Origin of the sequence: Plantactinospora sp. WMMB334, assembly GCF_049179095.1 — a bacterium.
Taxonomy (GTDB): domain Bacteria; phylum Actinomycetota; class Actinomycetes; order Mycobacteriales; family Micromonosporaceae; genus Plantactinospora.
This window is the reverse complement of record NZ_JBMHME010000002.1, coordinates 3,304,109-3,329,803: the sequence shown is the minus strand read 5'-3', so window position 1 is coordinate 3,329,803 and position 25,695 is coordinate 3,304,109. Positions and strand designations below refer to the sequence as shown.

At 71.9% G+C, this 25,695-nt stretch carries 24 protein-coding genes and 1 pseudogene; 14 read left to right on the top strand and 11 right to left on the bottom strand.

Features of this window, described 5'->3' with window-relative positions:
* Positions 1-8: 8 nt before the first annotated feature.
* Both ACN27G_RS14255 and ACN27G_RS14250 read right to left on the bottom strand, forming a co-directional pair.
* The gene (locus ACN27G_RS14255) at positions 9-797 is read right to left on the bottom strand and encodes an SDR family NAD(P)-dependent oxidoreductase (protein WP_421493299.1); all 789 of its coding nucleotides are present in this window, start codon (positions 795-797) and stop codon (positions 9-11) included.
* A 76-nt stretch (positions 798-873) separates the two neighbouring features.
* A complete protein-coding gene (locus tag ACN27G_RS14250) occupies positions 874-3,045 on the bottom strand; it encodes a glycogen debranching N-terminal domain-containing protein (protein WP_421493298.1) in 2,172 nt (723 codons plus the stop codon).
* Positions 3,046-3,343: 298 nt separating this feature from the next.
* Between ACN27G_RS14250 and ACN27G_RS14245 the strand changes: the two genes are divergently transcribed.
* The gene (locus tag ACN27G_RS14245; protein WP_421493297.1) at positions 3,344-3,787 is read left to right on the top strand and encodes a PPC domain-containing DNA-binding protein; all 444 of its coding nucleotides are present in this window, start codon (positions 3,344-3,346) and stop codon (positions 3,785-3,787) included.
* A gap of 130 nt (positions 3,788-3,917) precedes the next feature.
* Here the strand turns inward: ACN27G_RS14245 and ACN27G_RS14240 are convergent, their stop codons facing one another.
* On the bottom strand, positions 3,918-4,877 hold the full coding sequence (locus ACN27G_RS14240; RefSeq protein ID WP_421493296.1) for a methionyl-tRNA formyltransferase: 960 nt from the start codon (positions 4,875-4,877) through the stop codon (positions 3,918-3,920).
* 192 nt (positions 4,878-5,069) lie between these two features.
* Between ACN27G_RS14240 and ACN27G_RS14235 the strand changes: the two genes are divergently transcribed.
* Positions 5,070-6,431 carry a lysine N(6)-hydroxylase/L-ornithine N(5)-oxygenase family protein gene (locus ACN27G_RS14235; protein ID WP_421493295.1) on the top strand — a complete coding sequence of 454 codons (1,362 nt, stop codon included), beginning with the start codon at positions 5,070-5,072 and terminating at the stop codon, positions 6,429-6,431.
* Between the two features lie 21 nt (positions 6,432-6,452).
* Here ACN27G_RS14235 and ACN27G_RS14230 read toward each other — a convergent pair whose 3' ends face one another.
* Positions 6,453-7,691, bottom strand: coding sequence for a hypothetical protein (locus ACN27G_RS14230; protein ID WP_421493294.1), 1,239 nt, complete (start codon positions 7,689-7,691; stop codon positions 6,453-6,455).
* A 225-nt stretch (positions 7,692-7,916) separates the two neighbouring features.
* Here ACN27G_RS14230 and mptB point away from each other — a divergent pair, with 225 nt between their 5' ends.
* Positions 7,917-9,482 (top strand): polyprenol phosphomannose-dependent alpha 1,6 mannosyltransferase MptB, encoded by a 1,566-nt coding sequence (gene mptB, locus ACN27G_RS14225; RefSeq protein ID WP_421493293.1) that lies wholly within the window; start codon positions 7,917-7,919, stop codon positions 9,480-9,482.
* A gap of 15 nt (positions 9,483-9,497) precedes the next feature.
* Here the strand turns inward: mptB and ACN27G_RS14220 are convergent, their stop codons facing one another.
* Positions 9,498-9,674, bottom strand: coding sequence for a hypothetical protein (locus ACN27G_RS14220; protein WP_421493292.1), 177 nt, complete (start codon positions 9,672-9,674; stop codon positions 9,498-9,500).
* A gap of 22 nt (positions 9,675-9,696) precedes the next feature.
* On the opposite strand from ACN27G_RS14220, the gene ACN27G_RS14215 reads away from it, so the two are divergent.
* The gene (locus ACN27G_RS14215; protein ID WP_421493291.1) at positions 9,697-10,383 is read left to right on the top strand and encodes a CPBP family intramembrane glutamic endopeptidase; all 687 of its coding nucleotides are present in this window, start codon (positions 9,697-9,699) and stop codon (positions 10,381-10,383) included.
* Between the two features lie 5 nt (positions 10,384-10,388).
* On the opposite strand, the gene ACN27G_RS14210 is transcribed toward ACN27G_RS14215, so the two are convergent.
* A complete protein-coding gene (locus ACN27G_RS14210) occupies positions 10,389-10,808 on the bottom strand; it encodes a CU044_2847 family protein (protein ID WP_421493290.1) in 420 nt (139 codons plus the stop codon).
* Between the two features lie 195 nt (positions 10,809-11,003).
* On the opposite strand from ACN27G_RS14210, the gene cpt reads away from it, so the two are divergent.
* The 5 genes and pseudogenes from cpt to ACN27G_RS14185 all read left to right on the top strand — a co-directional run bounded on the left by cpt (position 11,004) and on the right by ACN27G_RS14185 (position 12,940).
* Complete coding sequence (gene cpt, locus ACN27G_RS14205) at positions 11,004-11,540, top strand: chloramphenicol phosphotransferase CPT (protein ID WP_421493289.1); 537 nt, start codon at positions 11,004-11,006, stop codon at positions 11,538-11,540.
* 11 nt (positions 11,541-11,551) lie between these two features.
* A pseudogene (locus ACN27G_RS14200) lies at positions 11,552-11,677 on the top strand (GntR family transcriptional regulator); the annotation flags it as partial.
* 107 nt (positions 11,678-11,784) lie between these two features.
* A complete protein-coding gene (locus ACN27G_RS14195) occupies positions 11,785-12,129 on the top strand; it encodes an ArsR/SmtB family transcription factor (RefSeq protein ID WP_421493288.1) in 345 nt (114 codons plus the stop codon).
* Entirely contained in the window at positions 12,126-12,593 is a 468-nt protein-coding gene (locus ACN27G_RS14190; protein WP_421493287.1) for an SRPBCC family protein, read from the top strand. Before ACN27G_RS14195 ends, ACN27G_RS14190 begins: the two co-directional genes overlap by 4 nt.
* The gene (locus ACN27G_RS14185; RefSeq protein ID WP_421493286.1) at positions 12,590-12,940 is read left to right on the top strand and encodes a nuclear transport factor 2 family protein; all 351 of its coding nucleotides are present in this window, start codon (positions 12,590-12,592) and stop codon (positions 12,938-12,940) included. The genes ACN27G_RS14190 and ACN27G_RS14185 overlap by 4 nt, the downstream gene beginning before the upstream one ends.
* A 9-nt stretch (positions 12,941-12,949) precedes the next feature.
* On the opposite strand, the gene ACN27G_RS14180 is transcribed toward ACN27G_RS14185, so the two are convergent.
* Complete coding sequence (locus ACN27G_RS14180; protein ID WP_421493285.1) at positions 12,950-14,344, bottom strand: glycoside hydrolase family 5 protein; 1,395 nt, start codon at positions 14,342-14,344, stop codon at positions 12,950-12,952.
* Between the two features lie 52 nt (positions 14,345-14,396).
* The gene (locus ACN27G_RS14175) at positions 14,397-15,545 is read right to left on the bottom strand and encodes a LacI family DNA-binding transcriptional regulator (protein WP_421493284.1); all 1,149 of its coding nucleotides are present in this window, start codon (positions 15,543-15,545) and stop codon (positions 14,397-14,399) included.
* A gap of 295 nt (positions 15,546-15,840) precedes the next feature.
* On the opposite strand from ACN27G_RS14175, the gene ACN27G_RS14170 reads away from it, so the two are divergent.
* The 4 genes from ACN27G_RS14170 to ACN27G_RS14155 are packed head-to-tail and all read left to right on the top strand — an operon-like array spanning position 15,841 to position 21,206.
* Positions 15,841-16,749: a carbohydrate ABC transporter permease gene (locus tag ACN27G_RS14170; protein WP_421493283.1), complete on the top strand. Its 909-nt coding sequence runs from the start codon at positions 15,841-15,843 to the stop codon at positions 16,747-16,749.
* Positions 16,742-17,623 (top strand): carbohydrate ABC transporter permease, encoded by an 882-nt coding sequence (locus ACN27G_RS14165; protein ID WP_421493282.1) that lies wholly within the window; start codon positions 16,742-16,744, stop codon positions 17,621-17,623. The genes ACN27G_RS14170 and ACN27G_RS14165 overlap by 8 nt, the downstream gene beginning before the upstream one ends.
* 35 nt (positions 17,624-17,658) lie before the next feature.
* Positions 17,659-18,978 (top strand): ABC transporter substrate-binding protein, encoded by a 1,320-nt coding sequence (locus ACN27G_RS14160; RefSeq protein WP_421493281.1) that lies wholly within the window; start codon positions 17,659-17,661, stop codon positions 18,976-18,978.
* Positions 18,975-21,206, top strand: a complete 2,232-nt coding sequence (locus tag ACN27G_RS14155; RefSeq protein WP_421493280.1) for a hypothetical protein — start codon at positions 18,975-18,977, stop codon at positions 21,204-21,206. The genes ACN27G_RS14160 and ACN27G_RS14155 overlap by 4 nt, the downstream gene beginning before the upstream one ends.
* 9 nt (positions 21,207-21,215) lie before the next feature.
* On the opposite strand, the gene ACN27G_RS14150 is transcribed toward ACN27G_RS14155, so the two are convergent.
* The 3 genes from ACN27G_RS14150 to ACN27G_RS14140 are packed head-to-tail and all read right to left on the bottom strand — an operon-like array spanning position 21,216 to position 24,248.
* Positions 21,216-22,109, bottom strand: a complete 894-nt coding sequence (locus ACN27G_RS14150; RefSeq protein ID WP_421493279.1) for an ABC transporter ATP-binding protein — start codon at positions 22,107-22,109, stop codon at positions 21,216-21,218.
* Between the two features lies 1 nt (position 22,110).
* Positions 22,111-23,178, bottom strand: coding sequence for a FecCD family ABC transporter permease (locus ACN27G_RS14145; RefSeq protein ID WP_421493278.1), 1,068 nt, complete (start codon positions 23,176-23,178; stop codon positions 22,111-22,113).
* A gap of 5 nt (positions 23,179-23,183) precedes the next feature.
* Positions 23,184-24,248 carry a FecCD family ABC transporter permease gene (locus ACN27G_RS14140; RefSeq protein WP_421493277.1) on the bottom strand — a complete coding sequence of 355 codons (1,065 nt, stop codon included), beginning with the start codon at positions 24,246-24,248 and terminating at the stop codon, positions 23,184-23,186.
* Positions 24,249-24,622: 374 nt separating this feature from the next.
* Between ACN27G_RS14140 and ACN27G_RS14135 the strand changes: the two genes are divergently transcribed.
* A complete protein-coding gene (locus ACN27G_RS14135; protein ID WP_421493276.1) occupies positions 24,623-25,648 on the top strand; it encodes an iron-siderophore ABC transporter substrate-binding protein in 1,026 nt (341 codons plus the stop codon).
* The last annotated feature ends 47 nt before the right edge of the window (positions 25,649-25,695 follow it).

Sequence of the window (25,695 nt, the reverse complement as noted above, 5' to 3'; positions counted from 1 at the left end):
GTTCGGGTTCAGGCGCGCAGGCCGCCGTCGACCGGCAGGCAGACGCCGGTGACGAAGGAGGCGCGGTCGCTGAGCAGCCAGGCGGCCGCCTCGGCGATCTCCGCCGGCTCGGCCGCCCGGCGCAGCGGGGTGAGCGCGTTGAGGCGGTCGACGGCCCCCGGCTCGTCGTCGGCCCACTGCCGGATCACCCCGGTCATCGTGGTGCCCGGGGCGATGGCGTTCACCCGGATGCCCTCCGGCCCGTACTCGGCGGCGGCGGTCTCGGTGAGGCTGTTCACCGCCCGCTTGGCGGCGGCGTACGGCCCCAGTCCCGGCGCGCCGCGCAGGCTGCCGACGCTGCTGACGTTGACGATCGCCCCGGATCCGGCGGTCGCCCGGATCGCCCGGATCTCGGCGGTCATCGAGAGGAAGAGCCCTCGGTAGTTGACCGTGGTGACCAGGTCGAAGTTCTGCTCGGTCGCGTTCACCATCGGGGTGTGCGGTATCGAGACTCCGCCGTTGTTGAGCGCCACGTCGAGCCGGCTGTGCCGCCGGATCACCCCCTCCACGGCCGCCTGGATGCTGCCGCCCTGCGTCAGGTCGGCGAGCACGTAGTCGGCGGTCCCGCCGGCGTCGCGGATCTCCCCGACCACGCCGGCGAGTTCGGCCTCGGTCCGGGCGGCCAGCACCACGGTGGCGCCCTCCCGGGCGAAGAGCCGGGCGGCGGCCGCCCCGATCCCGCGACCCGCACCCATCAGGAACGCGACCTTGTCGACGAGCAGGCCGGCTCCGCCGCCCGGTGCGTTCGTTCCGGTCATGAGGTCACTCTCTCATCACGGAACGGTGATCCGCAGGTACGCTCCGCATCTCCTCGTCCGGGTCGGGTCATCCCTGTCAGTCGGTCGGTCGGTCAGTCAGTCGGACATGTCCCTGGTCGCCGATCGCTTCCACGTCCCAGTGCTTGCCGAAGGCCGGCAACCTGCCCAACGTGACCCGGCCGAAGTCCGCCGGCAGCCTCGGATCGAGCCGGAGCCGGCCGTCGCGCGCCTCCAGGCCGAGCAGCGTACGCAGGAAGAGCAGCGGCGCCGCGCTCGCCCACGCCTGCGGGGTGCACGCGGTCGGGTACGGCACCGGCTTGCGCCCGTACGAGCGGTCGTACCCGGCGAAGGCCTCCGGCAGTCGATGCCCGGAGGCGTCGGCGGCCTCCAGCATCGCCACGATGACCCGGGTCGCCTCCTCCCGGAAGCCGTAGCGGGCCAGGCCGTGCGCGATCAGGGCGTTGTCGTGCGGCCAGACGGTGCCGCTGTGGTAGCCGATCGGGTTGTAACAGAGGTTCTCGGTGGAGGTGGTCCGGATGCCCCAGCCGGAGAACATGTGCTCCGAGAGGAGGTGGCCGGCCACCACCCGGGCCCGGTCCGGCGGCACGATGCCGCTCCAGAGCAGCTGCCCCATGTTGGAGGTCATCGAGTCGATCGGGCGCTTGTCCCCGTCCAGGCCGACCGCGTAGTAGCCGCCCCGCTGTTCGAGCCAGAAGTCCCGGTTGAACCGTTCCCGGAGCTCGTGGGCCTCGGTGCGCAGCCGCTCGGCCAGCTCCGGATCCCGCAGCGGGCCGTCGCAGAGTTCGGCTACCCGGAGTTTCGCGTCGTAGGTGTAACCCTGGATCTCGCAGGTCGCGATCGGCAGCACCGGGATGGTGCCGTCCGAGTACGCGATACCGTCCGGCGAGTCCCGCCAGCAGTGGTTGCCGAGCCCCTGCGGGGAGCGGGTGGCGTACTCGACGTACCCGTCCCGGTCCACGTCGCCGTAGTGGTCGATCCAGCGCAGCGCGGCGTGCACGTTGGCCCGGAACTGGCGCACGTGCTCGTCGTCGAGCGTCCAGCGCCAGTACTCGGAGAGCAGGATCAGCCAGAGCTGAGTGGCGTCGGCGGTGCCGTAGTAGGGGTTGTGCGGCTTCTCGCCGGTGCGGGTCAGCTCACCGCTGCGTACCTCGTGCAGGATCTTCCCCGGTTCCTCGTCCCGGAAGTCGTCCAGGTGCCGGCCCTGGCAGTTGGCGAGCGACCGGAGCGTGCCCCGGGCGAGCCGGGTCCCGAAGGAGACCGTCTGATAGGCCGTGACCAGGGAGTCGCGGCCGAAGATGGTGAGAAACCAGGGCAGCCCGGCGGCCGGCAGGGTGACCGTCTCGGTGCCGATCATCTGCTCGATCCGCAGCGCCACCAGATCCATCTTGGACTTCTCCAGAACCCTGTGCAGCAGCTCGGAGTCGAAGTCCTGGATCGGACAGTGGAACTCCCAGCTCCGGGTCGGATCCTCGCCGACCAGGTCGAACCCCTGCCCGAAGCGGCGGTGCAGCGTGGGCAGCTCGGTCGGCCGGCGCGGCAGGTCGACGGTCAGCTCGCCCCGCCACTTGGTCCCCGGCTCGAGGCACAGGTCCCAGATCAGGTCGTTCTCCTCCACCCGGTCGGCCGGCGGGGAGACCCGGATGTCGGTGACCGCCGAGAAGTCGTTGTTGCGGTAGGTGAAGCAGAGCCCGGAGCCGTCGGCCGAGTGCTGGCGGGAGACGTTCGCCGAGCGGTCCCGCACCCGCTGCTTGATCTCGAACAGGTCCGCGAAGTCGGTGCCGACCCGGAGCCGGAGCTGCACCGACCGTACGGCGGTGGCAAAGCACTCCAACTCGATCCGCTCCTGCATCGCGTCGCTGATGAAGCGCTGCCGGCGGATGCCGACGCTGTTGGTGGGGACGTGCGGCAGGTCCGAGTTGGTGAGGAAGAACGCCGCCGAGCTGTCGTCGATGAGTCCCGAGCTGAGGATCAGCAGCGGTGCGCCGCCGAGGGTGAGCTGCCACTGGCTGAGCAGCCGGGTGTCGTCGTGCACCAGGCCGCCGATGGTGCCGACCGGGACGTCGCCGGCGGCGTTGCTCACCATGAACGACCGCCCCTCCACGACCGCGACCGCGTCCGGACCCAACTCGGGCGGCTGGGTGCGCACGACCGAACTCGGGACCTGGACCCCGGTCACCAGCCCCGGCGTCGGATCGGCCGGGGTGGGACGCCGGACAACATTCGTCACGGCAGCCCCCTTCACCCGACGAGAATCCTGGGCTTCCTGTCATCCGTCAGCGTAGGCAGCGGCGCCCCGGCCCCGGTGCCGAACGGGGGAACGGGCTCGCCCGGCTGCCCGGTCCCGCCCCGGACGCGATGATTTCGCCCCGCGCGCGCCGGCCGGGTCGACGGCCGGGTCGAGCCGGCAGGCATGCCGACCGGTCGGGGCGGGCGGGCAGGCATGCCGACCGGTCGGGGCGGGCGGGCAGGCATGCCGACCGGTCGGGGCGGGCAGGAGGGGAGTAACCGAGACGAGGAGGCGGAGGATGCGCGACGTCGAACTGGCCGACAGCGGCCGGCGGGTGGTGGTGATCGCGGTCGAGCGGGGCGAGGAGGCGGTAGCCGCGGTCAACGAGGTGGCCCGGCGCCGGGGGATCTCCGCCGCGCAGGTCACCGCGGTCGGTGGGTTCTCCGGCGCCGAGGTCGGCTACTTCGACCGGCAGGACCGCGACTACCTGCGGATACCGGTCTCGGAGCAGGTCGAGGTGCTCTCCCTGGTCGGCGACATCGCCGAGGTGCGCGGCGAGCCGGCGTTGCACGTGCACGCGGTGCTGGGCCGGCGGGACGGCAGCACGGTCGGTGGCCACCTGCTGCGCGGCGAGGTGTGGCCCACCCTTGAGGTGGTGGTCACCGAGGTGGCGGCGAGCCTGGCCAAGCGGGTCGACCCGGAGACCGGGGTGGCCCTGCTGACCGGCACGGCGGAGAACTGACCGGCACGGCGGAGAACTGACCGGCACGGCGGAGAACTGACCGGCACGGCGGAGAACTGACCGGCACGGCGGAGAACCGACCGGCACGGCGGAGAACTGACCGGCACGGCGGAGAACCGACCGGCCGCGCCTACAGTCGGTCGTCCGGATAACGGGTCAGGTAACCGCCCATGGTCCGGAAGTAGTCGGTGGCCGCGTGGTCCCGGCCGTCGTCGGTGCGTACCCGGGTGATGGCCAGGCCGGGGCGGTGGCCCCGGCGCGCGTCGGCGCCGGCCACGATCACCACTCCGTCGCCCTCCCGGTAGAAGATCCGGCCGGGCGTGCCGCCGTAGCGGCCCTCCGAGACCCGCGCGGAGAGGATCCGCAGCCGCGCGCCGTCGTGGTGGGTGAAGGCGTTCGGGTACGGGTCGGACTGGGCCCGCACCAGCCGCTCGATCTCGTCGGCGGGCCAGTTCCAGTCGATCCGGCTCTCCTCGATCGAGCGTTTGTGGAAGAAGCTCGCCCTGCTGCGATCCTGCCTGACCCAGTCGGTCCGGCCGGAGGCGATCAGCGCCAGCCCGTCCACGGTGATCGGACCGAAGAGCTCCAGGGTGCGGTGGAACAGGTCGGTGGCGGTGTCGGTCGGGCCGACCGGCACGGCCCGTTGCAGCACGATGTCACCGGCGTCCAGGGTCTCGTCCATCAGGTGTGCGGTGACCCCGACCTCGCGCTCGCCGTTGAGCAGCGCCCAGATCAGCGGGCTGAACCCGGCGTACGCGGGCAGCAGCGAGTCGTGCACGTTGAGCGTCCCGTACGGCGGCAGGGTGAAGATCTCCGGCGGGATCCAGGTGCGCCAGTTCGTCGCCACGATCACGTCCGGTGCGGCCTGCCGGAGCCGTTCCATCAGCTCGGGGTCTCCGGGGCGCTGGCGGAGCAGCACCGGCACGTCGTGCTTTTCCGCGAGCTCGGCGACCGAGTCGTCCCAGATCTTCTCGTACGCGTGCTCGCTGCGCGGATGCGTGACCACCAGGGTCACCTCGTGCTCGGAGTCCAGCAGTGCCTGGAGGGTGCGGTGTCCCCAGGTCTGATATCCGAACATGACAACCCGCATCGGCGGTCTCCTCTGCACTCGTTTCCGCCCTGGTCCGACTGGCCAAGTGGTCCATATTGTTCTTGACCTTGGTGTAGGTTAGCCTAACCTAAACATCGCGGATGGTCGACCGTCCGCGCCAGCGCACCGGGTCCGTACGGATCCAGTCCTCCACCAAGCCGCCCGACCGGCGGGCAGACTGATGGGACAGGTATGTCACGAACCAATCGAAGCGACGATCCCCAGGTCCACGATCTCCTCGGCATCGGCTTCGGTCCGTCGAACCTCGCCCTGGCCATCGCGATCCGCGAGGCCACCGCCGGGCCCGGCCGGACCGACAGCGCGGTCTTCCTGGAGCGGCAACCGTCCTTCGGTTGGCACCGGGGGATGCTGCTCGACGACGCCACGATGCAGGTGTCGTTCCTGAAGGACCTGGTGACGCTTCGCAACCCGACCAGCCGGTTCAGCTTCCTCTGCTATCTGCAGAGCCGTGGTCGACTGATCGACTTCATCAACCACAAGAACCTCTTCCCGTCCCGCGTCGAGTTCCACGATTATCTGGAGTGGGCGGCGGCGCAGGTCGACGACATGGTCCGATACGGGCACGACGTGGTGGACGTACGCCCGGTGTGGCAGGACGGCGAGCTGGACCACTTCGAGGTGCTGGCCCAGACCGGCCCCTGCTCGACCGCCCCGGTCAGCTACCGGGCCCGCAACCTGGTGCTCGGCGTGGGGCTGCGGCCCTACCTCCCGGAGGGCATCGCCCTCGACACCCGGGTCTGGCACAGCCGCGACCTGCTGCCCAACCTGCGCGGCCTGGTGCCGTCGACACCGTCCCGGTTCGTCGTGGTCGGCGCCGGGCAGAGCGCGGCCGAGGCCGTCGACCACCTGCACCGCGAGTTTCCCACCGCCGAGGTCTGCGCCGTCTTCTCCCGGTACGGCTACAGCCCGGCCGACGACAGCTCCTTCGCCAACCGGATCTTCGACCCGGCGGCGGTGGAGGAGTTCTTCACCGCCCCGCCGCAGGTCAAGGCGATGATGCTCGCCTACCACGGCAACACCAACTATTCCGTGGTCGACCAGGAGCTCATCGACGAACTCTACCGCCGCGTCTACCAGGAGAAGGTACGCGGCATCGAGCGGCTCCGGATCCTCAACCTGTCCCGCCCGATGGAGACCGTCCGGACCCCGGACGGGGTGCGGATGGTGGTGGAGTCGCTGGTCACCAACGAGAAGATGGTGCTCGACGCCGACGTGGCGGTCTTCGCCACCGGATACCGGCCGGTCGACCCCTTCGACCTGCTCGGCGAGGCGGCCCAGGTCTGCCTGCGCGACGATGCCGGGCGGGCGCTTGTCGACCGCGACTACCGGCTGCGGACCCGACCCGAGGTGCGGGCCGGCATCTATCTCCAGGGTGGCGGCACCGAGCACAGCCACGGCATCTCCTCCTCGCTGCTCTCCAACACCGCCGTCCGGGCCGCCGAGATCCTCGACTCGATCGCCGCCCATGCGGCCACGGCCGGCGCCGTCACGCCCATGGAACGCCAGCCCGAGTACGCCGCCCCGGGTGTGTGAGGAGGCGAAGCTCCGCCGGGGTCAGCCCCACCAGTTGACCATCAGTTGCCTCGGCCAACTCGACGACCAGTAGAAGACGTACGGCCGCTGCGGGCTCTCCGGGGTGTCCTGGATCGTGACCGCCGCCCCGGAGTCCAGGTAACCGAGCATCTCGGCATCGGTGTCGACCTGCTCGGTCCACTCCCAACCGCGGCCCGACCACCAGTTGGACCAGACCGGGCCCCCGTAGCGGTCGACGACGAACAGGTAGGGGCGGTCGCCGACGCTCGGCTTGTCCTGCACGGCGACCGCCCCGACCGGGTTGAGAAACTCGAACCCGACCGCGTCGGGATGGTAGACCCACTGCCACTCGCCACCAGCTCCGGAGAGTTCGAATACGTAGCCGTACGCGCCGACGAAGGCGTGCGGCCACGCGGCACCATCGGGCGCGTCCCGTACGGCCAGCGCGCCGAGGCCCCGGGACTCCGGCAGGCTCATGCCGTGCGGTGTGCCATGGTTGGTCCAGGTCCAGCGGCTGCCGTCCCAGCCGTTGCGCCACACCCGCCGCTGGTTGTCCAGCACGAACGCCTGCGGCCAGTCGGCGTCCTCCGGGCCCAGCCGTAGGTTGAGCACGCCGACCCGGGTGCCGTAGGGCAGCAGGGTCCCATCGCTCGGCGTGCCCCGATCGGCCCACTGCCAGCCACCGCCGTCCCACCAGTTGAGCCAGAGGTGTCCGTCGACGCCGAGCACGAAGACGTACGGTCGCTGCGGCAGGCCGTAGCCGTTGCGTACCGAGACCACGCCGATGCCGTCCGCGACCTTGGTCGGTGGCGGGGTGCCGAGGTCGAGCCAGGGCCACCGCACGCCGTCGAACCAGTTGAGCCAGAGGTGGCCGTCGACGGTCTGCACGAAGACGTACGGCCGCTGCGGCGCGTAGAGGTTGTCCTGCACCGTGACCACCCCGACCGGGGCGAAGATCTCGCTCTTCGACGGCGCCCCGAGCGGCAACCAGTGCGGTCCACCCGGGTCGGACCAGACCGCGTAGAGCTGGCCGGCGATGACGGTGAACACCCACGGTCGCTCCTCACCGTCGATGCTCTGGCGCACCGAGACCGCCCCCACCGGCTGGATGTAGGTCGCCTCGCTCACCGGACTGCCGTAGTCGTCGAGGTGCCAACGCCCGGCGGCCGGGCCTGCCGCCGCTGTCGCGGTGCCGGCGGCCAGCAGGATCCCGACCACGGTCACGGTGAGCACTCTGGCGCGTCGCACAGCCCTCGACATGGGCATCAGCCTCTTTCGGGCGCGAACGGAACCGGCCCTGGGCCGGTACGAGGGATCATCCCGATCGGTGCGACCATCCTGACCGTCGGAGGCGCGGCGCGGTGTCGCCATATTTACAGGGTCGTATTTCCCGGGGCCGGACCCGCGCGCGGTCGTCGGCGAAAGTTCGCCGCCCGGTAGACCGCAGCGGGGCGGAGGTTAACCTCTCCTGGCAACCCTGCCCGGATGCGGCAGCCCCTTCCACCGGCTCGGCTGCGCTGGTTCGGCCTGGCGGGGAGTGTGCTGATGGCCGCCAGCGCCCACCTCGCCGGCCCGGCCACCGAGCGCGGGACCGGCTGGGTGGTCGGAGTCGGGCTCTGGCTGCTCGGCGCCGGGGGACTGATCGCCGTCTGGTGGCGGCTGCGGGCGGTCGCCGCACCGGGCTGGCTGCTCGTCACCGGTGCGCTCTGGGCCCTGCCGCTGCTGCTCGCACCACCGCTGGGCAGCACCGACGTCTACGCGTACGCCTGCCAGGGCCAGACCGTCGCCGCCGGACTGGACCCGTACGCCGTGGGGCCGGACGCGCTGCCGTGCCGGTGGCTGGAGTCGGTCCCGCCGATGTGGCGGGACGCGCCCGCGCCGTACGGGCCGCTCTGGCTGCTCGTCGCGGGGCTCGTGGCGAAGCTGTCGGGCGGCAACCTGCCACTGGCCGTGACGCTGCTCCGCCTGGTCGCGGTCGCCGGCCTGCTGCTGGGCGCCGCCGCCGGTGCCCGGCTGGCCCGGCACTGCGGCGGGAATCCGGCCAGGGTGGTCTGGCTGGGCGCGATCGGGCCGCTGCCGCTGGTACACGTCGTCTCCGGCGCGCACAACGACGCACTCCTCGCCGGGCTGGTCGTCCTCGGCCTGCTCGTCGCGGCCGCCTCGTCAGCCCCGACCGGGTCGCCCGCCGCACACGGCTCGCCTCCTGCCGTGTCGGGCTCGTCCGGGTTGGCTGCCGTGTCGGGCTCCTCTCGGCTGGCTGCCGGGGTCGGCCGGCTGGCGGTCGCCGGTGTCGCGTTCGGGGCGGCAGCCTCGGTCAAGGCCACCGCGCTGGTGGTGGTGCCGTTCGCCCTCGCCGCCGTACCCTGGGCCCGGACCGCCCGGCGCCGGATCGCGGCCGGGGCGGTCCTGGCCGGAGCGGCGCTCGGCACCGTGCTGCTGCTCGCCACCCTGACCGGCTTCGGCCTCGGCTTCGTGCGCGCCTGGCAGGCGACCGCCGGGAATGTCCAGTGGTCCTCCATCCCGACCGGGGTCGGCATGGCCGTCGGCTACGGGCTGCGGGTGGCGGGCCGGCCGGAGGCGTTCGACGAGGCGGTCGGGGTGGCCCGGTCGCTGGGCCTGGCGGCGCTCGCCGCCATCCTGCTCGTCGCCTGGCGGCGTGCGCTGCGCGGCGGCGTCGCCACCGCCGTCCCGGCCGCCGGGGTGGCGTTGCTCGCCACCGCGCTGCTCGGGCCGGTCTTCTATCCCTGGTACGCCCTTGCCGGCGTCGCCGTGCTCGCCGCCGCCGCACCCCGGGGCCGGGTGACCACCCTGCTCGACGCCGGCTCCGCCGGACTGGTCCTCCTCACCCTGCCGGACAGCCTCGGCCTGGTCACCAGGACCAAGGTGCCGGGCGCACTGCTGGACGTGGCCCTGGTCGGCTGGCTGCTCGGTCGCCGCGCGGGGCGGCTGCCGGCCGACCTGGTGCGGCGTTCGCGGGTGCTGGTCGGCCGGACCGACGCCCGGCGTCGCCGTCGCGTTCGTGTCTCCGCCGAGTATCGGGGATCGAGGTAGCGCAGCGGCTCCCTGTCAAGCGTGGTGGGGCACCTGCACGAGCCGTTCCTGCCAGCGCTGCCGTTCCTGCCAGCGCTGCCGTTCCTGCCAGCGCTGCCGTTCCTGCCAGCGCTGCCGTCGCTGCCAGCGCTGCCGTCGCTGCCAGCGCCGCCGTCGCCGGGGCGGCCGGCGTACCCGACGTCCGCCGTTCACCTGGACGGGGCACCCTCGCGGGGTGACCACCGACGTGTCTCCGGCGGCACGCCCGCCCGCCACACCGCCCACCGTCGCGCGTCGCGGCTACCTCGCCGTCGAGTACGCGCTGCTCTTCTTCGGCGCCGTCCTCGGATATGTGCTCGCCGGCAGCCCGGGGAGCCCGATCCCGCCGCTGCTGCTGCTCGCCGGGCTCGCCGCGCTCTACCTCCGGCGGCGCCCGGACGTCGACCGGCGGACCTGGTGGGGGTGGGCCGCGCTGCGCACCGAGTGGGTCCCGATGCTCCGGCTCTGGGCGGTCGCCGCCGGGGTGGCCGTGGTGGCACTCGCCGTCCTCGCGCCGGAGCGGCTCTTCGGGCTGCCCCGGGAGGCGCCGTTGCTCTGGGTCGCGGTCGTGCTGCTCTACCCGCTCTTCTCGGTCTATCCCCAGGAGGTGATCTTCCGGGCCTTCCTGATGCGCCGCTACGCCCCGGTCTTCGGCACCGGGTGGTGGCTGGTGGCCGCCAGCGCGCTGGCGTTCGGATTCGTCCACCTCATCTTCGGCAACCTGCTGTCGGTGCTGCTGACCCTTGCCGGTGGCTGGCTCTTCGCCCGCCGGTACCGGCGCAGCGGCTCGCTGCTTGTCGCCTCGGCCGAACACGCCCTGTACGGACTACTGGTCTTCACCGTCGGGCTCGGCGACTTCTTCTACCACGGCGCGGCAGGATAGCGACCTCAGTCGAGGCTGCCGGCTGTCGTCTCCGGGGTTGGCTCCGCCGACATCTCGTCCGGCCGGTTTCCGTCCGGCTCGGACGCCGGGGCGGTTGCGGGTGTCCTGTCGGCGCGGCGGTTCCACTCGAAGGTGAGCTTGAGGTGTGCCTCGCCGGTGGTTTCGGCCACCACGAAACCGCCCTTGGCGGCGACCTTGAGACCGAACTCGACGGTCACCCGGTCGGCCCCGCCGGCATCGCGGGCCCGCGCCGCCGCGCCCCTGGCCAGCCGGGAGAACCGGTCGAACGCGTCGTCGAAGGTCTCCGACAGCCGGGCGATCACCTCCTGGCTGCGGCCGGCCGGTACGACGCCGTCGACCTGGTTGGTCACCTCGACGAGTACGGCGGCCCCGTCGTCCACCGGAACCTCGACGTAGTAGGTCATCCCCGAAAACCTCACCGGTCGACGAATACGGCCGACCCAGTGTAGTGGCGCCCACGCACCCTGCAACGCCAGCACCCCCACCCCCAGACACCCAAAGGCGAGTAGATCTTGACGATCTGTTGTCGTCGGAGGCGCAACAAGTCGTCAAGATCTGCCAGAGTCGGATGCCGGAGGGCGCGGAATTGGGGTTGGGGGGTGGTGGGGGTGCGGGTGGTTGTGGTGAATGGTGGGTCGAGTTCGGGTAAGTCCGAGATCGTCCGAGCTCTACAGGCGGTACTGCCGGATCCCTGGCTTGGCACGGGGGTCGACGCGCTGATCGAGATGATGCCGGCGTCCATGCGGGCAACCGAGGCCGGGGTCGCGTTCGCTCCGGACGGTCGGGTGAGCGTCGGGCCGCAGTTCATGCGGCTCCAGGCGGCGTGGATGGCGGGAGTCGCCGCGATGGCCCGGAGCGGCGCGGGGGTCATCATCGACGATGTCTTCCTCGGTGGCGCCGGTTCCCAGCAACGGTGGCAGAGGGTCCTTGCCGGGCTGGAGGTGCTGTGGGTCGGCGTCCGGTGCGAGAGCGCGGTCGCGGCGAGCCGCGAGGCCGCCCGGGGAGATCGGGTCCCGGGCATGGCCGTGTCCCAGGCGGAGGTGGTCCACGAGGGTGTCGCCTACGACGTCGAGGTGGACACCACGCACACCGACTCCCTGGCGTGTGCGCGGAGCATCGCGGCACGGCTGAGGTGATGGCGGCGGATCATCGTGTCGACCCGTCGACCATCCAGCTTGGCTACGTGCGCCTGGAGGCGCTACGCGTGATCCGCCGCCACCAGGGCAAGGGGATCTTCATTACCGATCCGAAGACGTGGATGCGGCAGCCCTGACCGCCCGGGCCTGGCGTGACCCACCGTAGAACCTGACGACGTCCAGTGCGCCCCGATGTTCAACGAACAGCTTGCGCAACGGGAGTGTTGCAGATAGCGTCCGGAGCGTGACAACCACTGCCGACGCCGACCTGGACGCCGTCTTCGCCGCTCTCGGCCACCGGACCCGGCGGGCGATCGTCGCGCGGCTCGCCCGGGGCGACGCGACCGTCGGCGAGCTCGCCGAGCCGTTCGACCTCACCCACCAGGCCGTCTCCCGGCACGTCGGCATCCTCCGGCGCTCCGGCCTCGTCCAGCAGTGGGTCGACGGCCAGCGCCGACCGTGCCGGCTGAACGTCGAGCGCATGCGGGAGCTGGGCGGGTGGATCGCCGAGCAGCAGCGGGAGTGGGAGTCGCGCCTCGACCGCCTCGAAGAGCACCTGGCGGCCGTGCGGACGAGGCGGCAGCGGTGACGGGCGACGTCGACCTCGACGGCGACCAACTGATCGCCCGCCGCTATCTCGACGCCGAGCCCGCGCTGGTGTGGGAGGTCTTCACCACCCCTGAGCACCTGGCCGCGTTCTGGGGCGGCCACCACGCCACCGTCCCACCCGACTCGGTGGTCGTCGACCTCCGGGTCGGCGGCACCTTCGCGCTGGAGACCGAGGGTGCCGACGGCGGCCGGCGTCCGCTGCGCTTCCGGTACGAGGTCGTCGAGCCGCCGGCACGCCTGGTGCTCGCCGAGGCGCGTACCGGGATCACCACGGAGATCCGGCTGCGACCGAGCGGGCGCGGCACGACGCTCCTGGTCCACCAGCGGCGGTTGCCGCCCGAACTACGGTCCGCGCAGGCCCGGACCGGGCTGGCCGGCATCCTCGACCGGCTCGACACCGTGCTCCACGAACTGACCAGCGCCACCGATCGGGAGAGACAGTGACCCCGCAGACCCACCTCGTGCACCGTTACATGGACGGCTTCCGGCACAGCGACCACGAGACCATCCTCGGCTGCCTCGCCGACGACGTCGTCTGGACGATCCACGGGTTCCGCACCACGCATGGCAGGGCGGAGTTCGACGACGAGATCGAGAACCCGGCCTTCGAAGGTAGCCCCGAACTCACCGTCGACCGGACCGTCGAGGCCGGCGAGGTCGTCGTGGTCACCGGCACGGGCGTCGGGCACCACCGGGAGAACGGCCGTTTCAGGTTCGCCTACAGCGATCTCTTCACCTTCCGGGACGGCCTGATCGCGCAGGTCGACTCCTACGTGGTCCCGCTCTCCTGAGCGGCGCCGTCACCCTCCGGCGGCCAGGTGGGTGCGGAGCGTCCCGGCCAGCGGCTCCCGGCGTACGCAGGCGTCGAAGGCGAACGAGGCCGCCAACCGCTCCGCCTCGTCCGGGTCCACCCCCTCGAAGCAGCGGCCGAACTCGCCGACCAGCGGCTCGGCGAGCAGGATGTTGCGGACCAGCAGGTTGATCCAGGCCCGGCGCCCCCACGGGTACGGGTCGAAGTCCGGAAACTCCCGCTCGAAGAGCTCCTCGATCGGGCCGAGAATGTGCCGGACCTGCCGGTCGGATCCGCCCCACGAGTCCGAGCCGAGCCGGGCCTTCTTCGCCACCACCGGCGCGATCCGCCGCCGGTACGGGCTCTGCTCGTCCGCGTACACCAGGCCCTGCAGGCCGATGTCCTTGTAGGTCCAGAGTGCCCAGCTCGCCCCGTGCTCCCTATAGATGTCGAGTTGGTCGCGGAGCAGGAGCAGCCGGGAGGCGTCCCGTTCCGGCTCGCCGGTGTAGACCGGGCCGAACTCGCCGATCCAGATCGGCGTGCCGGTGCGGCGCATGAACTCGGTGCGGCGCAGGAAGGTCCGCTGCACGGCCGCCCGGTCGAAGTACTCGCCCCGGGTGGTGCCCGGATAGACGCTGCCGGCGGCGATGCCGGGCAACGCGTAGTCGTGCGCCGTGTAGACCGTGTTCGGGTACGGCTCGGCGAACATCGAGAAGTCGGTGGAGTAGCGGTTGCCGTCGAGGAAGAGGACGTGCCGGTCGTCGACCTCGCGGACGGCCCGCACCAGCCGGTCGTAGAAGGGGCCGATCACCTCGCCGCTGGCGTCCGCCGGCTCGTTGACCGGGTTGTATCCGGCGACGGCGGGGTTGTCCCGGTAGCGCTGCGCGATCGCCTGCCAGAGGTGCACCACCCGGTCCTGGAAGTGCCGGTGGGTCCAGAAGTGCGCCCAGTGGGTGGGGTTGTCGCTGTGCCAGTTCTGGTTCTGGTGGCCGGGCACCGCGTGCAGGTCGAGGATGGCGTGCAGTCCGGCGTCGGCGCAGAGCCCGACGATCCGGTCCAGCCACCGGAACCCGTCCGGCTTGAGCGTGAACGGCCGGTCGTCGTCCTCGAAGTGCCGGTAGCTGAACGGGACCCGTACCGAGTTGAGGCCGAGCGAGGCGAGATAGTCGGCGTCGGCGGCGGTGAAGAAGTCGGTCAGGAAGCGCGTGAAGAACCGCTCGTACCCCTCCGGGCCGAGCGCCCGGCGCAGGGCCCGGCGCTGCTGCGACTCGGTGCCGGGATAGCCGGTGATGAAGTTTTCCATGTTGAGCCAGCCGCCGAGCCCGACCCCGGCGAGCCGGACGGTCCGCCCGTCGGCACCGGCGAGCCGGTCCCCGTCGACCCTGATCCATTCCGGTCCGGTCATCTCCACCGCCTCTTCCGACGTCTCTTCCGATTCGTCCGGCCGCATTCGCCGACTAGCCTCGTCCGGCCGGCACCGGGCCGGTGCTCTCCCGGACCAGCAGCCGGGGCTGGAAGTGCACGTTGTGCCCGGCCGGCCCGCCGTTCATCAGCGCCCAGAGCCGTTCCCACGCCTGCCGGCCCAGCTCGTTGCGGGGGATCGACGCGGTGGTCAGCGGCGGGGTGGTGTAGCGGGCGAACGGGATGTCGTCGAATCCGGCCACGGAGAGGTCTCGTGGCACCCCGATGCCCAGCTCGTGCAGGCCGCTGAGCGCGCCGAACGCCACCATGTCGTTGAAGGCCACCACGGCGGTCGCACCGGTCCGCAGGATCGCCCGGGCTGCCGCGTACCCGTCGTCGAAGGTGGCTCCGCAGGGCAGCTCGGTGAGGGCGCAGACCGGCTCGGTGGCGCAGCCCGCGTACAGCGCGGCCTGGCGTTCCCGGTTCGACGTGCTGGCCGCCGGGCCGGCCAGGTAGACCAGGTGGCGGTGGCCGAGGGAGCGCAGGTGCGCCACGATCGCGGCGATGCCGGCCGCGTAGTCGACCGAGAGTGACGGGATGATGCTCCCCGGCAGGTCCCGGTTGAGCAGGACGAGCGGGGCGAGCCGGTCGCTGAGGGCGCGCAGCTCGGCCTCGGGCACCCGGGGCGAGGCGAGGACGAGCCCGTCGGAGCGGCGCCGCGCCTCGACCGCCAGGATCGCCTCCTCGGCGACGTTCTCGTTGGACTCGGCGACCAGCAGCCGGTGCCCCTGGTTGGCGGCGGCGTGGCTGAGCCCGCGCAGCACGTCCTGGAACATCGGGTTGGACAGGTCCGGCACGATCAGCGACACCGTGCTGGTACGCCCCAGCGCCAGGCTGCGGGCGACCAGGCTGGGTTCGTAGTTCAACGCCTCGGCCGCGGCCCGGACCCGGGCGGCGAGCTCGGCCGCCACGGTCGGGCTGCCGTTCATCACCCGGGAGACGGTCGCCCGGGAGACCCCGGCCGCCTCGGCGACCCGGCCGATGGTGGCGGCGGAGCGCTCCCGCCGGCCGCCGCCGCGCCGCCCCGACCGCGCCTCACGACCGGCCGGTTCGCCGGCCGATCCGTGGGCCGGCTCGCCCGTCGGTTCGCCGGCCGGTCCGCCTTCCGGCTGCTGCCCGGCGCGCCGGTCTCCGATCAGGCTCATCTCGAATCTCCCAGGTGCGGCCCGCCGGGCGGGCCGTCCAGATGAACACCCGCGCGATCGTCCGTTGACGTCCGGTGTCCACGTCGTGGGATCGAGGATACCGTTTACCCGATCTTGGAAGCAACCGGTTTCTCCACCACCACACGCGGTCTGCCTGCGCAGACTTCTGCCGCTGGCCCATCGGTGACCGATCCGTTGACAGTTGATGTTGGCTTTGTTAGAAACTGGTTACTCAGCCCGACCGTGGGGTCCCGCGGACAAGGTGGGCGGGGGATCTCTCCCGAAGGGTGCTCCGATGAGCGATCGCACGGGCAGGCGTATCCGAGGACTGCGCCGCCGGGAAAACCAGGTGGCGTACGGCTTCCTGGCGCCGTGGATCGTCGGGATGGTGGTCTTCACCATCGGGCCGATCCTGGCCTCGCTCTATCTCTCCTTCACCGACTACACCCTGCTGAGTCCGCCCGAGTGGCTCGGGCTGGAAAACTACCGGCGGATGCTGGAGGACAGCCGGCTACACAAGTCCATCCTGGTCACCTTCCAGTACGTCTTCGTCTCGGTGCCCGTGCAACTGGCCCTGGCGCTCGGCCTGGCCATGCTGCTCAACCGGGGCGTACGCGGCCTCGCCATCTACCGCTCGGTCTACTACCTGCCGTCGCTGCTGGCCGGAAGCGTCTCCATCGCGATCCTCTGGCGGCAGATCTTCGGCAGCGAGGGCCTGGTCAACCAGTTGCTCGCCCGGATCGGTGTCGAGGGCGTGAGCTGGGTGGCCCACCCCGACTACGCGCTCGGCACGCTGATCGTGCTGAACGCCTGGACGTTCGGCGCCCCGATGGTGATCTTCCTGGCCGGGCTGCGCCAGATCCCGAGCATGTACTACGAGGCCGCCTCGGTCGACGGCGCCGGAGCGGTCTCGCAGTTCTTCCGGATCACCATCCCGCTGCTCACCCCGATCATCTTCTTCAACCTGATCCTCCAGATGATCGGCGCCTTCCAGAGCTTCACCCAGGCGTTCGTGGTCAGCGGCGGCACGGGCGGCCCGGCCGACTCGACCCTGCTCTACACGCTCTACCTCTACGAGCGCGGCTTCGGCTCGTTCGAGATGGGCTACGCGTCCGCGCTGGCCTGGACCCTGCTGGTCGTCATCGCGGTGCTGACCGGCATCAACTTCATCTTCGCCAAGCGATGGGTCTTCTACGGTGACTGACCTGACGACCACCACGGGTTCCGGCGCACCGCCGGCGGCCCGCGCCGATCCGCCGGTGCGGCGGATCTCCCGACACACCCTGCTGATCGTCTTCGGCGTGGTGATGATCTATCCGCTGCTCTGGATGGTCTCCAGCTCGGTCAAGCCGACCGAGGTCATCTTCCGGGACCCGTCCATCTGGCCGCGCGAGTTCGACCTCGGCAACTACGTCGGGGGCTGGACGGCACTGGAGCACCCGTTCCAGCACTACCTCTGGAACTCGGCGGTGATCGCGGTCGCCGCGATCGTCGGCAACCTGCTCTCCTGCTCGCTTGCGGCGTACGCCTTCGCCCGGCTGGAGTTCCGGGGCCGGCGGATCCTCTTCGCGGCGATGCTCGCCACGATGATGTTGCCGATCCACGTCCTGATCGTGCCGCAGTACGTGCTCTTCTCGCAGCTCGGCTGGATCAACACCAGCCTGCCGCTGATCGTGCCGAAGTTCCTCGCCACGGACGCCTTCTTCATCTTCCTGATGGTCCAGTTCATCCGCTCCCTGCCGAGGGAGCTGGACGAGGCGGCCCGGATGGACGGTTGCGGGCACCTGCGGATCTACTGGCAGATCATCATGCCGCTCTCCGTACCGGCGCTGGCCACCTCGGCGCTGTTCACCTTCATCTGGACCTGGAACGACTTCTTCAGCCAGCTCATCTTCCTGACCAACCCCGACCTCTACACCGTCCCGGTCGCGCTGCGGTCCTTCATGGACGGGCAGGGCGAGACCGCCTGGGGCCAGCTCTTCGCGATGTCCATCGTCGGACTTGTGCCGATCTTCGGTTTTTTCCTTGCCGGCCAGCGTTATCTGACGCAGGGGCTGGCCACGACGGGCCTCAAGTGAACCGTTCCAATCCCACCGCCTCGGAAGGATTCCCGATGAGAGCCAGATTCATGAGTGCCAGAGCCACCAGAGCCAGATCCCTCCGTACCCGTATCGGCGCCGTCGCCGTCTCCGCCGGCATGCTGCTGGGGGTCGCCGCCTGCGGTGACTCCGGCGGCGAGGGCGGGCCCGTGGAGTTGCGGTTCTCCTGGTGGGGGAACAACGACCGGGCCCAGGCCACCCAGAAGGTGATCGACGCCTTCCAGGCGCAGAATCCCGACATCAAGGTCAGCGGCACGTCGTCGGACTTCAACGCGTACTTCGACAAGCTGGCCACCGAGGTCGCGGCCGGCGACGCGCCCGACGTCATCACGCTCGGCGGCGCCTACCCCCGGGAGTACGGTGACCGGGGCGCGCTGCTCGACCTGGCCCGGGTGAAGGGCGAGCTGACGACCGACAAGATCGATGCTGCCGCGCTCGGCAACGGGCGCTTCGACGACAAGCAGTACGGCGTGCCGACCGGGGTGAACACCTTCGCGATCGTGGTCAACCCGGCGGTCTTCTCCAGGGCGGGCGTGCCGATGCCCGACGACAGCGCCTGGACGTGGGACGACTTCGTCCGGATCGCCGGGGAGATCTCCGCCAAATCACCCAAGGGCACCTACGGGGTGGCCGACCCGACCAGCGCCGACGTGCTCGACCTCTACTCCCGGCAGCGCGGCGAAGGGCTCTACACCCCGGACGGCAAGGTGGCGATCAGCCGGGAGACCGTCACGCAGTGGTGGACGATGACCGTCGGCCTGCGGAACTCCGGCGCCACCCCGCCGGCCTCGGTCACCACCGAGCTCGCGGGCCAGCCGGCACCGGAGCAGACGCTGATGGGCCGGGGCCTGGCCGGGATGCAGTTCGACTGGAGCAACCAGCTCGGCTCGCTGCGCAAGGCGTCCGGGCAGCCGCTGGAGCTGCTGCGGGCGCCGGGGGAGAGCGGCCGGCCCGGGATGTGGTTGCAGGCGTCCCAGCTCTACACCATCAACGCCCGCACCGAGCATCCCGAGGAGGCGGCGAAGTTCGTCGACTTCCTGGTGAACAGCCCGGAGGCCGGGAAACTCATCCTGACCGACCGGGGCATCCCGGCGAACTCCGAGGTGCTCACCGCCGTGCTGCCGGCGCTCAACCCGGACCAGGCCGCGCAGGCGAAGTTCATCGAGCGGGTCACCCCGCAGGCGGGCCCGCCGCTGGTGATCGGCCCGACCGGCTCGACCGACACCCGGCTCATCCTGCAGCGGCTCAACGCCGAGGTGCTCTTCGACCGGAAGTCGCCGTCCGCCGCCGCCGACGAGTTCGTCAAGCAGGTCGAGGCGGCGATCGGCAAGTGACAGCCGCCGACCGGGAGGGGGACGCGGGCCTGCGGCCGGCTCCGGCCGGCGACGGCGGCCAGCGGGCCGAGCGCGGCGGGTCGGGGATCGACCGCCGGGCCGGGTCCGGCGGCTCCGGGATCGACCGCCGGGCTCTGGTCGACCGGCACGCGGTCGAGCTGACCGGGATCGTGCCGGAGTCCCCACTCTCGGTCGGCAACGGCGAGTTCTGCTACACCGTCGACGTCACCGGGTTGCAGACCTTTCCGGAGAGCTATCCGGTCGCCAACCCCGGCGGCACCGGCACGCCCGGCACGCTGCTCGGCACCCAGGCACAGTGGGGCTGGCACAGCGTGCCGGGCGGCCAGGCGTACGACCTCGCCGAGACCCGGCGGGCATACCCGACGCCACGCGGCCCGGTCGAGTACGTCGACATGCGCGGCGCGCTCTCCGGCGTCGCCGAGGCGCCGGAGTCACCGGCCGAGGCGTGGCTGCGGAACAACCCGCACCGGCTCGACCTGGGCCGGATCGGGCTGGTCTGGTCGGCCCGCTCCACCGGTGGGGTCAGCACCCGGGCACCCGGGCCGGCCGAGCTGACCGACCCGCACCAGCGGCTCGACCTCTGGACCGGGACGATCGACAGCCGGTTCCGGCTCGCCGGCACACCCGTGCGGGTCGGCACGGTCTGCCATCCGGAGCGCGACCTTGTCGCCGTACGCGTCGAGTCGGCGCTGCTCGCCGAAGGGCTCGCGGTCCGGATCGCCTTCCCGTACGGGTCGCAGGAGTGGAGCAACGCCGCCGACTGGAGCCGGCCGTCGGCGCACTCGTCCACACTCCGCCCCGCCCCGGACGGGGCGGTGCTGTGCCGGACCCTCGACGACACGGCGTACTCGGTCGCGGTCGGGTTGCCCGACGGCGCCCGGCTCCTGCACGTCGGAGCGCACGAGTTCCTGGTCACCGCCGGGTCACCGGTGCTGGAGCTGGTGGTGGCGTTCACCCCCGGCCCCGGCCCGGCGGCGGTCACCGCGTTGCCCTCGTACGCCGAGGTGGTGGCGGCCTCCGGCCGGCACTGGGCCGGGTTCTGGGGCGCTGGCGGCGCCGTGGAGCTGGCCGGCAGTCGCGACGAGCGGGCGGTCGAGCTGGAACGGCGGGTGGTGCTCTCGCAGTACCTGACCGCCGTGCACTGTGCCGGGTCGCTGCCGCCGCAGGAGACCGGCCTGATGGTGAACAGCTGGCGCGGCCGGTTCCACCTGGAGATGCACTGGTGGCACGGCGCGCACTTCCCGCTCTGGGGCCGGCCCCACCTGCTGGAACGCAGTCTCGGCTGGTACGCAGGCATCCTGCCCCGGGCCCGGGAGACCGCCCGCCGGCAGGGCTGTGCCGGTGCCCGCTGGCCCAAGCAGGTCGGACCGGACGGCCGGGAGAGTCCCAGCCCGATCGGGCCGTTCCTGCTCTGGCAGCAGCCGCACCCGATCTTCCTCGCCGAGCTCGTGCACCGGAGCAGCGCCGAGCCGGAGACCGTGCTGCACCGCTACGCCGACGTCGTCTTCGAGTCGGCGGCGTTCATGGCCGACCACCCGGTCCGGGCCGACCGTGGCTACCAGCTCGGGCCGCCACTGGTGCCCGCACAGGAGTCGTACGCCGAGCTCCGGCACCAGCTCAGCAACCCGACCTTCGAGCTGGCGTACTGGTCGTGGGGGCTGCGGACCGCGCAGCGCTGGCGGGAGCGGCTCGGCCTGGCCCCGGAGCCGTCCTGGGAGCGGGTCGCCGCCGGCCTGGTCCGGCCGTACGTCCGGGACGGTGTCTACACCGCCGTCGACGTGCCGCCGTACACGGTGCGGGACGACCATCCGTCGATGCTGTACGCGCTCGGCCTCGTCCCGCCCACCGGGCTGGTCGACCCGGAGATCATGCGGGCCACCCTGCACGGGGTGCTGGCCGACTGGGACTGGGCGTCGACCTGGGGTTGGGACTATCCGGCGATCGCGATGACCGCGACCCGGCTGGGCGAGCCGCAGACCGCCGTCGACGCGCTGCTGATGCCCGTACCGAAGAACGGCCACCTGCCCAACGGGCACAACCGGCAGACCGCGGCGCTCCCGGTCTACCTGCCCGGCAACGGCGGGCTGCTGGCCGCCGTCGCGCTGATGGCCCGGGGTGCGGACGCGGACGCGGGCCGGCCGACGCCGGGCTTCCCCGACGACGGGCAGTGGACAATACGGCACGAGGGCCTGCACCCGATGCCCTGACCGGTCCGATCACCTCCCGGCGGCGACCGGCACCGGGGGACGGGCGTGGTGCCGGCTGGTGGGGATGATCATCGGGGTGCCGGTGAGCGGGTCGACGCGCACCTCGCAGCGGACGTCGAAGACCTCCTCGACCAGTTCGGCGCTGATCACCTTCGACGGTTCGCCCTGCGCGACGATCCGGCCGCCCTTCATCGCGATCACGTGGTCGGCGTACCGGCACGCCTGGTTGAGGTCGTGCAGCACCATCACCACGGTCCGGCCGTCCCGCCGGTTGAGGTCCACCACCAGGTCCAGCACGTCGATCTGGTGCGACAGGTCGAGGAAGGTGGTCGGCTCGTCGAGCAGCAGCACCGGGGTCTGCTGGGCGACCGCCATGGCGATCCAGGCCCGCTGCCGCTGCCCGCCGGAGAGCTCGTCCACCGGGCGGTCCGCCAGCTCGGTGACGCCGGTCGCGGCGAGTGCGTCCCGGACCGCCCGCTCGTCCTCCGGCGACCACTGCCGCCACCACGTCTGGTGTGGCGAGCGGCCCCGGCCGACCAGGTCGAGCACGGTCAGCCCCTCCGGGGCTACCGGAGCCTGCGGCAGGATGCCGATCTGCCGGGCCACCTGCCGGGTCGGCACCGATCCGATCGCCCGGCCGTCGAGCTGGACGCTGCCGGCCGCCGGGTTGAGCAGCCGGGCCAGCGCCCGGAGCAGGGTCGACTTGCCGCAGGCGTTGGCGCCGACGATCACACTGATCCGGCCCGCCGGCACCACCAGGTCGAGGTCGTCGACGACGACCCGGTCGCCGTAGGCCAGCCGCAGCCGCTCGGCCCGCAGCTCGGGGTGACCGGCCGGCCCCGGCGGCGGCGCGTCCGGCACGGTGCCGGGCAGGGTGTCGGCAAGGGTCAGCTTCGCGGTCATGTCAGCCTCCGGAACCGGCGCGGTTGGTGCGGACGAGCAGCCAGAGCAGGAACGCGGCGCCGAGCGCCCCGGTGACCACCCCGACCGGCAGGTCGACGTCCGGGATGAGGAATCGGGCCACCAGGTCGCTGGCCGAGACCATCAACGCCCCGGTCAGCGCGGACGCCACCAGCGGTGGCGCGGAGAGCCCCACCAGCCGCTGGGCGATCTGTGGTGCCGCCAGGGCCACGAAGAGGATCGGGCCGGTGGCGGCGGTGGCGAACGCGACCATCGCGACGCCGACGACGACCAGGAGGAGCCGGGCCAGTTGCACCGGGGTGCCTAGGCCCCGCGCCACCTCGTCGCCGAGCTGCAGGGTGCGGGTCCAGCGCCCGAGCAGCATCCCGGCCGGCAGCAGCACCAGCACGGCGGCGCCGAGCGGGCCGACCGTCTCCCAGCCGCGACCGCTGAGGTTGCCGACCAGCCAGCCGAGCGCCGCCTGCGCCTCGGCGAGCTGGGCCCGGGTCAGCAGGTAGTCGGTGGCGCTGGCACACATCCAGGAGACGGCGATGCCGACCAGCACGATCCGGTAACCGGTGGCGCCGCGCCGCCAGGCCAGCAGGTAGATGACGGCGGCGGTGGCCAGCCCGCCGACCAGGCCCAGCGTCGGCAGGCTCAGTCCGGCGCCGTTGAGGAGGACGATGCCGGTGACCACGGCCGTGGTGGCACCGGCGTTGATGCCGATCATGTCGGGGCTGGCCAGCGGGTTGCGGGTGATGGTCTGGAAGACCGCCCCGGAGACCGCGAACGCGGCACCGGCGAGGACGGCGGTGAGCGCCCGGGGCAGCCGCAGCTCCCGCACGATGAAGACCTGGCCGGGGTCACCGGAGCCCCAGAGCGCGGGCACCACCCGCAGCGGGCTGACCGGGTAGTCCCCGGTGGCGATGCCGACGCAGAAGACCACGAAGACCAGTGCCACCAGCCCGAGGCAGCAGATCAGCATCCGCCCCCGGAGTACGCCGGAGACCGGCGGCCGGTTGACCCGGAAGGCGGTACGTCCGCGGCTTCGGTGCAGTTCGAGCAGGGACACCCGGATCAGAGCTCCGCGAGCCGGCGGCGCCGGACCAGCATGATGAAGAACGGACCGCCGATGAACGCGGCGATGATGCCCACACCCACCTCGCTCGGCCGGGCGATCACCCGGCCGACGATGTCGGCGAGCAGCAGCAGGCTCGGCGCGAGCAGCATGGTGAAGGGCAGCAGCCAGCGGTGGTTCGGGCCGGTGATCAGCCGGGCGACGTGCGGCACGACCAGGCCGACGAAGACGATCGACCCGGCGACCGAGACCGCCGCCCCGGCGAGCAGGGTCACCGCCAGGGTGCCCTGCAGGCGTACCAGCCCGACCCGGCGGCCGAGCGCGCTCGCCACGTCGTCGCCGAGGGCGAGGCTGTTCAGGGCCGGCGCGGTGGCCAGGGCCAGCAGGGCACCGGCGGCGAGGAACGGCAGCAGTTGGCGGATGGTGCCGAAGTCGGCACTGCTGAGGGAGCCGGCCGCCCAGAACCGGTAGCGGTTCAGCGCCACCGGGTCGCGCAGCACCAGCGCGCTGGTCAACGAGTTGAGCAGGAAGGTCATCGCCACGCCGGCCAGCGCCACCTTGACCGGGGTGGAGCCGCCCCGGCCGAGCCCGCCGAGCAGGTAGACGACGACGCTGGCGAGCAGGGCGCCGGCAAAGGCGAACCAGATGTAGCCATAGAGGCCGGCGACGCCGAGCCAGGCGATCGCGACGACGATGCCGAAGGCGGCTCCGGCGGTCACCCCGAGCAGCCCGGGGTCGGCGAGTGGGTTGCGGGTCAGCCCCTGCATCAGCGCGCCGGCCAGCCCCAGCGCCATCCCGACCAGCAGGCCGAGAACGGTACGCGGCAGGCGTACCCCCCAGACGATCGCCTCGATCTGCGGGTCGACGGCGCGGGCGCCGGAACGGTCCAGAAGGGTCTGCAGCACCTGGTCGAGCGGGATCTGCCGGCTGCCCACCGCGATGGAGAGCAGGGAGAGGACGATCAGGACGGTCGCGGCGACCAGGAAGAGCCCGATCGGGCGGGGCCGGCGACCGGGCGCCCGGTCGGGCGCGGGCCGGCTCAGTGTTGCCTGGTCCGTTGTCACGCGGTCCTCATGTTCCTTCCGCCGGCTCGGGTTCTCTGCCGCGGTTCTCTGGTGGGGTTCTCTGCCGCGGGTTCTCGCAGGTGAACCGGTGGCGCCCCTGGTGCCTTAGGGTAGGTATACCTTAGTTCACGTCCTCGATGGTTGGGGAGTCCGGCCGGCTCCCGGAGTCGGTTCGGGCGGAACGGTTGAGGTTAGGTAAGGATTACCTTACTATCACCACCAGCGGAACCGGACGTCGGTTGCCGTAGCCCGGCGTGGAGCCATCGTCGTCCCGACGTCGCGCGACGCATGCCGACCGTCGCGGCCCCGCCGAGACCGATTCCCGCCCGGCCGCGACCCGCGTGACGGGACACCGATGACCCGAAGAGGAGCCGATGTCCAGCACACCTGCCCGCACCACCCGCTTCCGGCCGGTCGCCAGACTGGCCGCGGCCCTGGTGGTCCTCGCCCTCGGACTGGCCGGCTGCGGCGGCGACGACGGTGCCGACCCGGCACCGTCGGCGAGCGCCGGCGGCGGCACCTTCCCGGTCCAGGTCGAGCACAAGTACGGCAGTACGGAGATCACCAAGGCTCCCACCCGGGTGGTGACGCTCGGCCTCAGCGACCAGGACCCGATGCTCGCCCTCGGTGTCGTGCCGGTCGGCGCCATCGACTGGTTCCTGGAGCGGCCCTACGGCAAGTGGCCGTGGGCGCAGCCGCTCTGGGGCAGCACCCCGCCGGAGATCGTCGGTGAGCGGGACGACTACAACCTGGAGAAGATCGCGGCGCTCCGGCCGGACCTGATCATCGGGCTCTACTCCGGGATGACCCAGGAGCAGTACCAGAAGCTCTCCCAGCTCGCCCCGACCGTCGCCCAGCCGAAGGGCTTCGACGACTACGCCGCGCCCTGGCAGGAGATGACCCGGCAGGCCGCCCGCGCCCTCGGCAAGCTCGACCAGGCCGAGAAGCTCATCGCCGACGTCGACGCCCGGTTCGCCAGGGCCCGGCAGGAGCACCCCGGCTTCGCCGGCAGGACCGTCGCGGTGGTCGACCCCTACGAGGCCGGCAAGTACGCGGTCTTCGCGCCGAGCGACCCGAAGGTGGTCTTCATGACCCAGCTCGGCTTCACCGTGCCGGACGCGATCGTGCAGGCGGCCGGCAAGGAGTACGCCGCCGAGATCGGCTCCGAACGGCTCGACCTGGTCGACGTCGACAAGCTGCTCTTCCTGACCTCGGACGCCAGCGCCGAGCCCCGGGTGAGGGCGGACAAGGTCTACACCACCCTGGAGGTGGCCAAGCAGAACCGGGCGGTCTTCCTGCCGTACGAGGACCCGCCGCTCGGTGCCGCCCTCTCCTTCAGCACCGTGCTGAGCGTCCCGTACGCGCTGGACCAGATCCTGCCGCTGCTCGGCGACGCCTGACCGGCGACCCCGCCCCGACCACCACCACCCCGCAACGCACCGTTTCC

Bases quoted from the DNA above. Each gene is read 5' to 3' on its own strand.
- ACN27G_RS14180 (WP_421493285.1), bottom strand. From the start codon at position 14,344: ATGACCGGACCGGAATGGATCAGGGTCGACGGGGACCGGCTCGCCGGT.
- ACN27G_RS14175 (WP_421493284.1), bottom strand. From the start codon at position 15,545: ATGAGCCTGATCGGAGACCGGCGCGCCGGGCAGCAGCCGGAAGGCGGA.
- ACN27G_RS14255 (WP_421493299.1), bottom strand. From the start codon at position 797: ATGACCGGAACGAACGCACCGGGCGGCGGAGCCGGCCTGCTCGTCGAC.
- ACN27G_RS14235 (WP_421493295.1), top strand. From the start codon at position 5,070: ATGTCACGAACCAATCGAAGCGACGATCCCCAGGTCCACGATCTCCTC.
- ACN27G_RS14160 (WP_421493281.1), top strand. From the start codon at position 17,659: ATGAGAGCCAGATTCATGAGTGCCAGAGCCACCAGAGCCAGATCCCTC.
- ACN27G_RS14240 (WP_421493296.1), bottom strand. From the start codon at position 4,877: ATGCGGGTTGTCATGTTCGGATATCAGACCTGGGGACACCGCACCCTC.
- ACN27G_RS14230 (WP_421493294.1), bottom strand. From the start codon at position 7,691: ATGTCGAGGGCTGTGCGACGCGCCAGAGTGCTCACCGTGACCGTGGTC.
- ACN27G_RS14245 (WP_421493297.1), top strand. From the start codon at position 3,344: ATGCGCGACGTCGAACTGGCCGACAGCGGCCGGCGGGTGGTGGTGATC.
- ACN27G_RS14170 (WP_421493283.1), top strand. From the start codon at position 15,841: ATGAGCGATCGCACGGGCAGGCGTATCCGAGGACTGCGCCGCCGGGAA.
- ACN27G_RS14135 (WP_421493276.1), top strand. From the start codon at position 24,623: ATGTCCAGCACACCTGCCCGCACCACCCGCTTCCGGCCGGTCGCCAGA.
- ACN27G_RS14210 (WP_421493290.1), bottom strand. From the start codon at position 10,808: ATGACCTACTACGTCGAGGTTCCGGTGGACGACGGGGCCGCCGTACTC.
- mptB (WP_421493293.1), top strand. From the start codon at position 7,917: ATGCGGCAGCCCCTTCCACCGGCTCGGCTGCGCTGGTTCGGCCTGGCG.
- ACN27G_RS14150 (WP_421493279.1), bottom strand. From the start codon at position 22,109: ATGACCGCGAAGCTGACCCTTGCCGACACCCTGCCCGGCACCGTGCCG.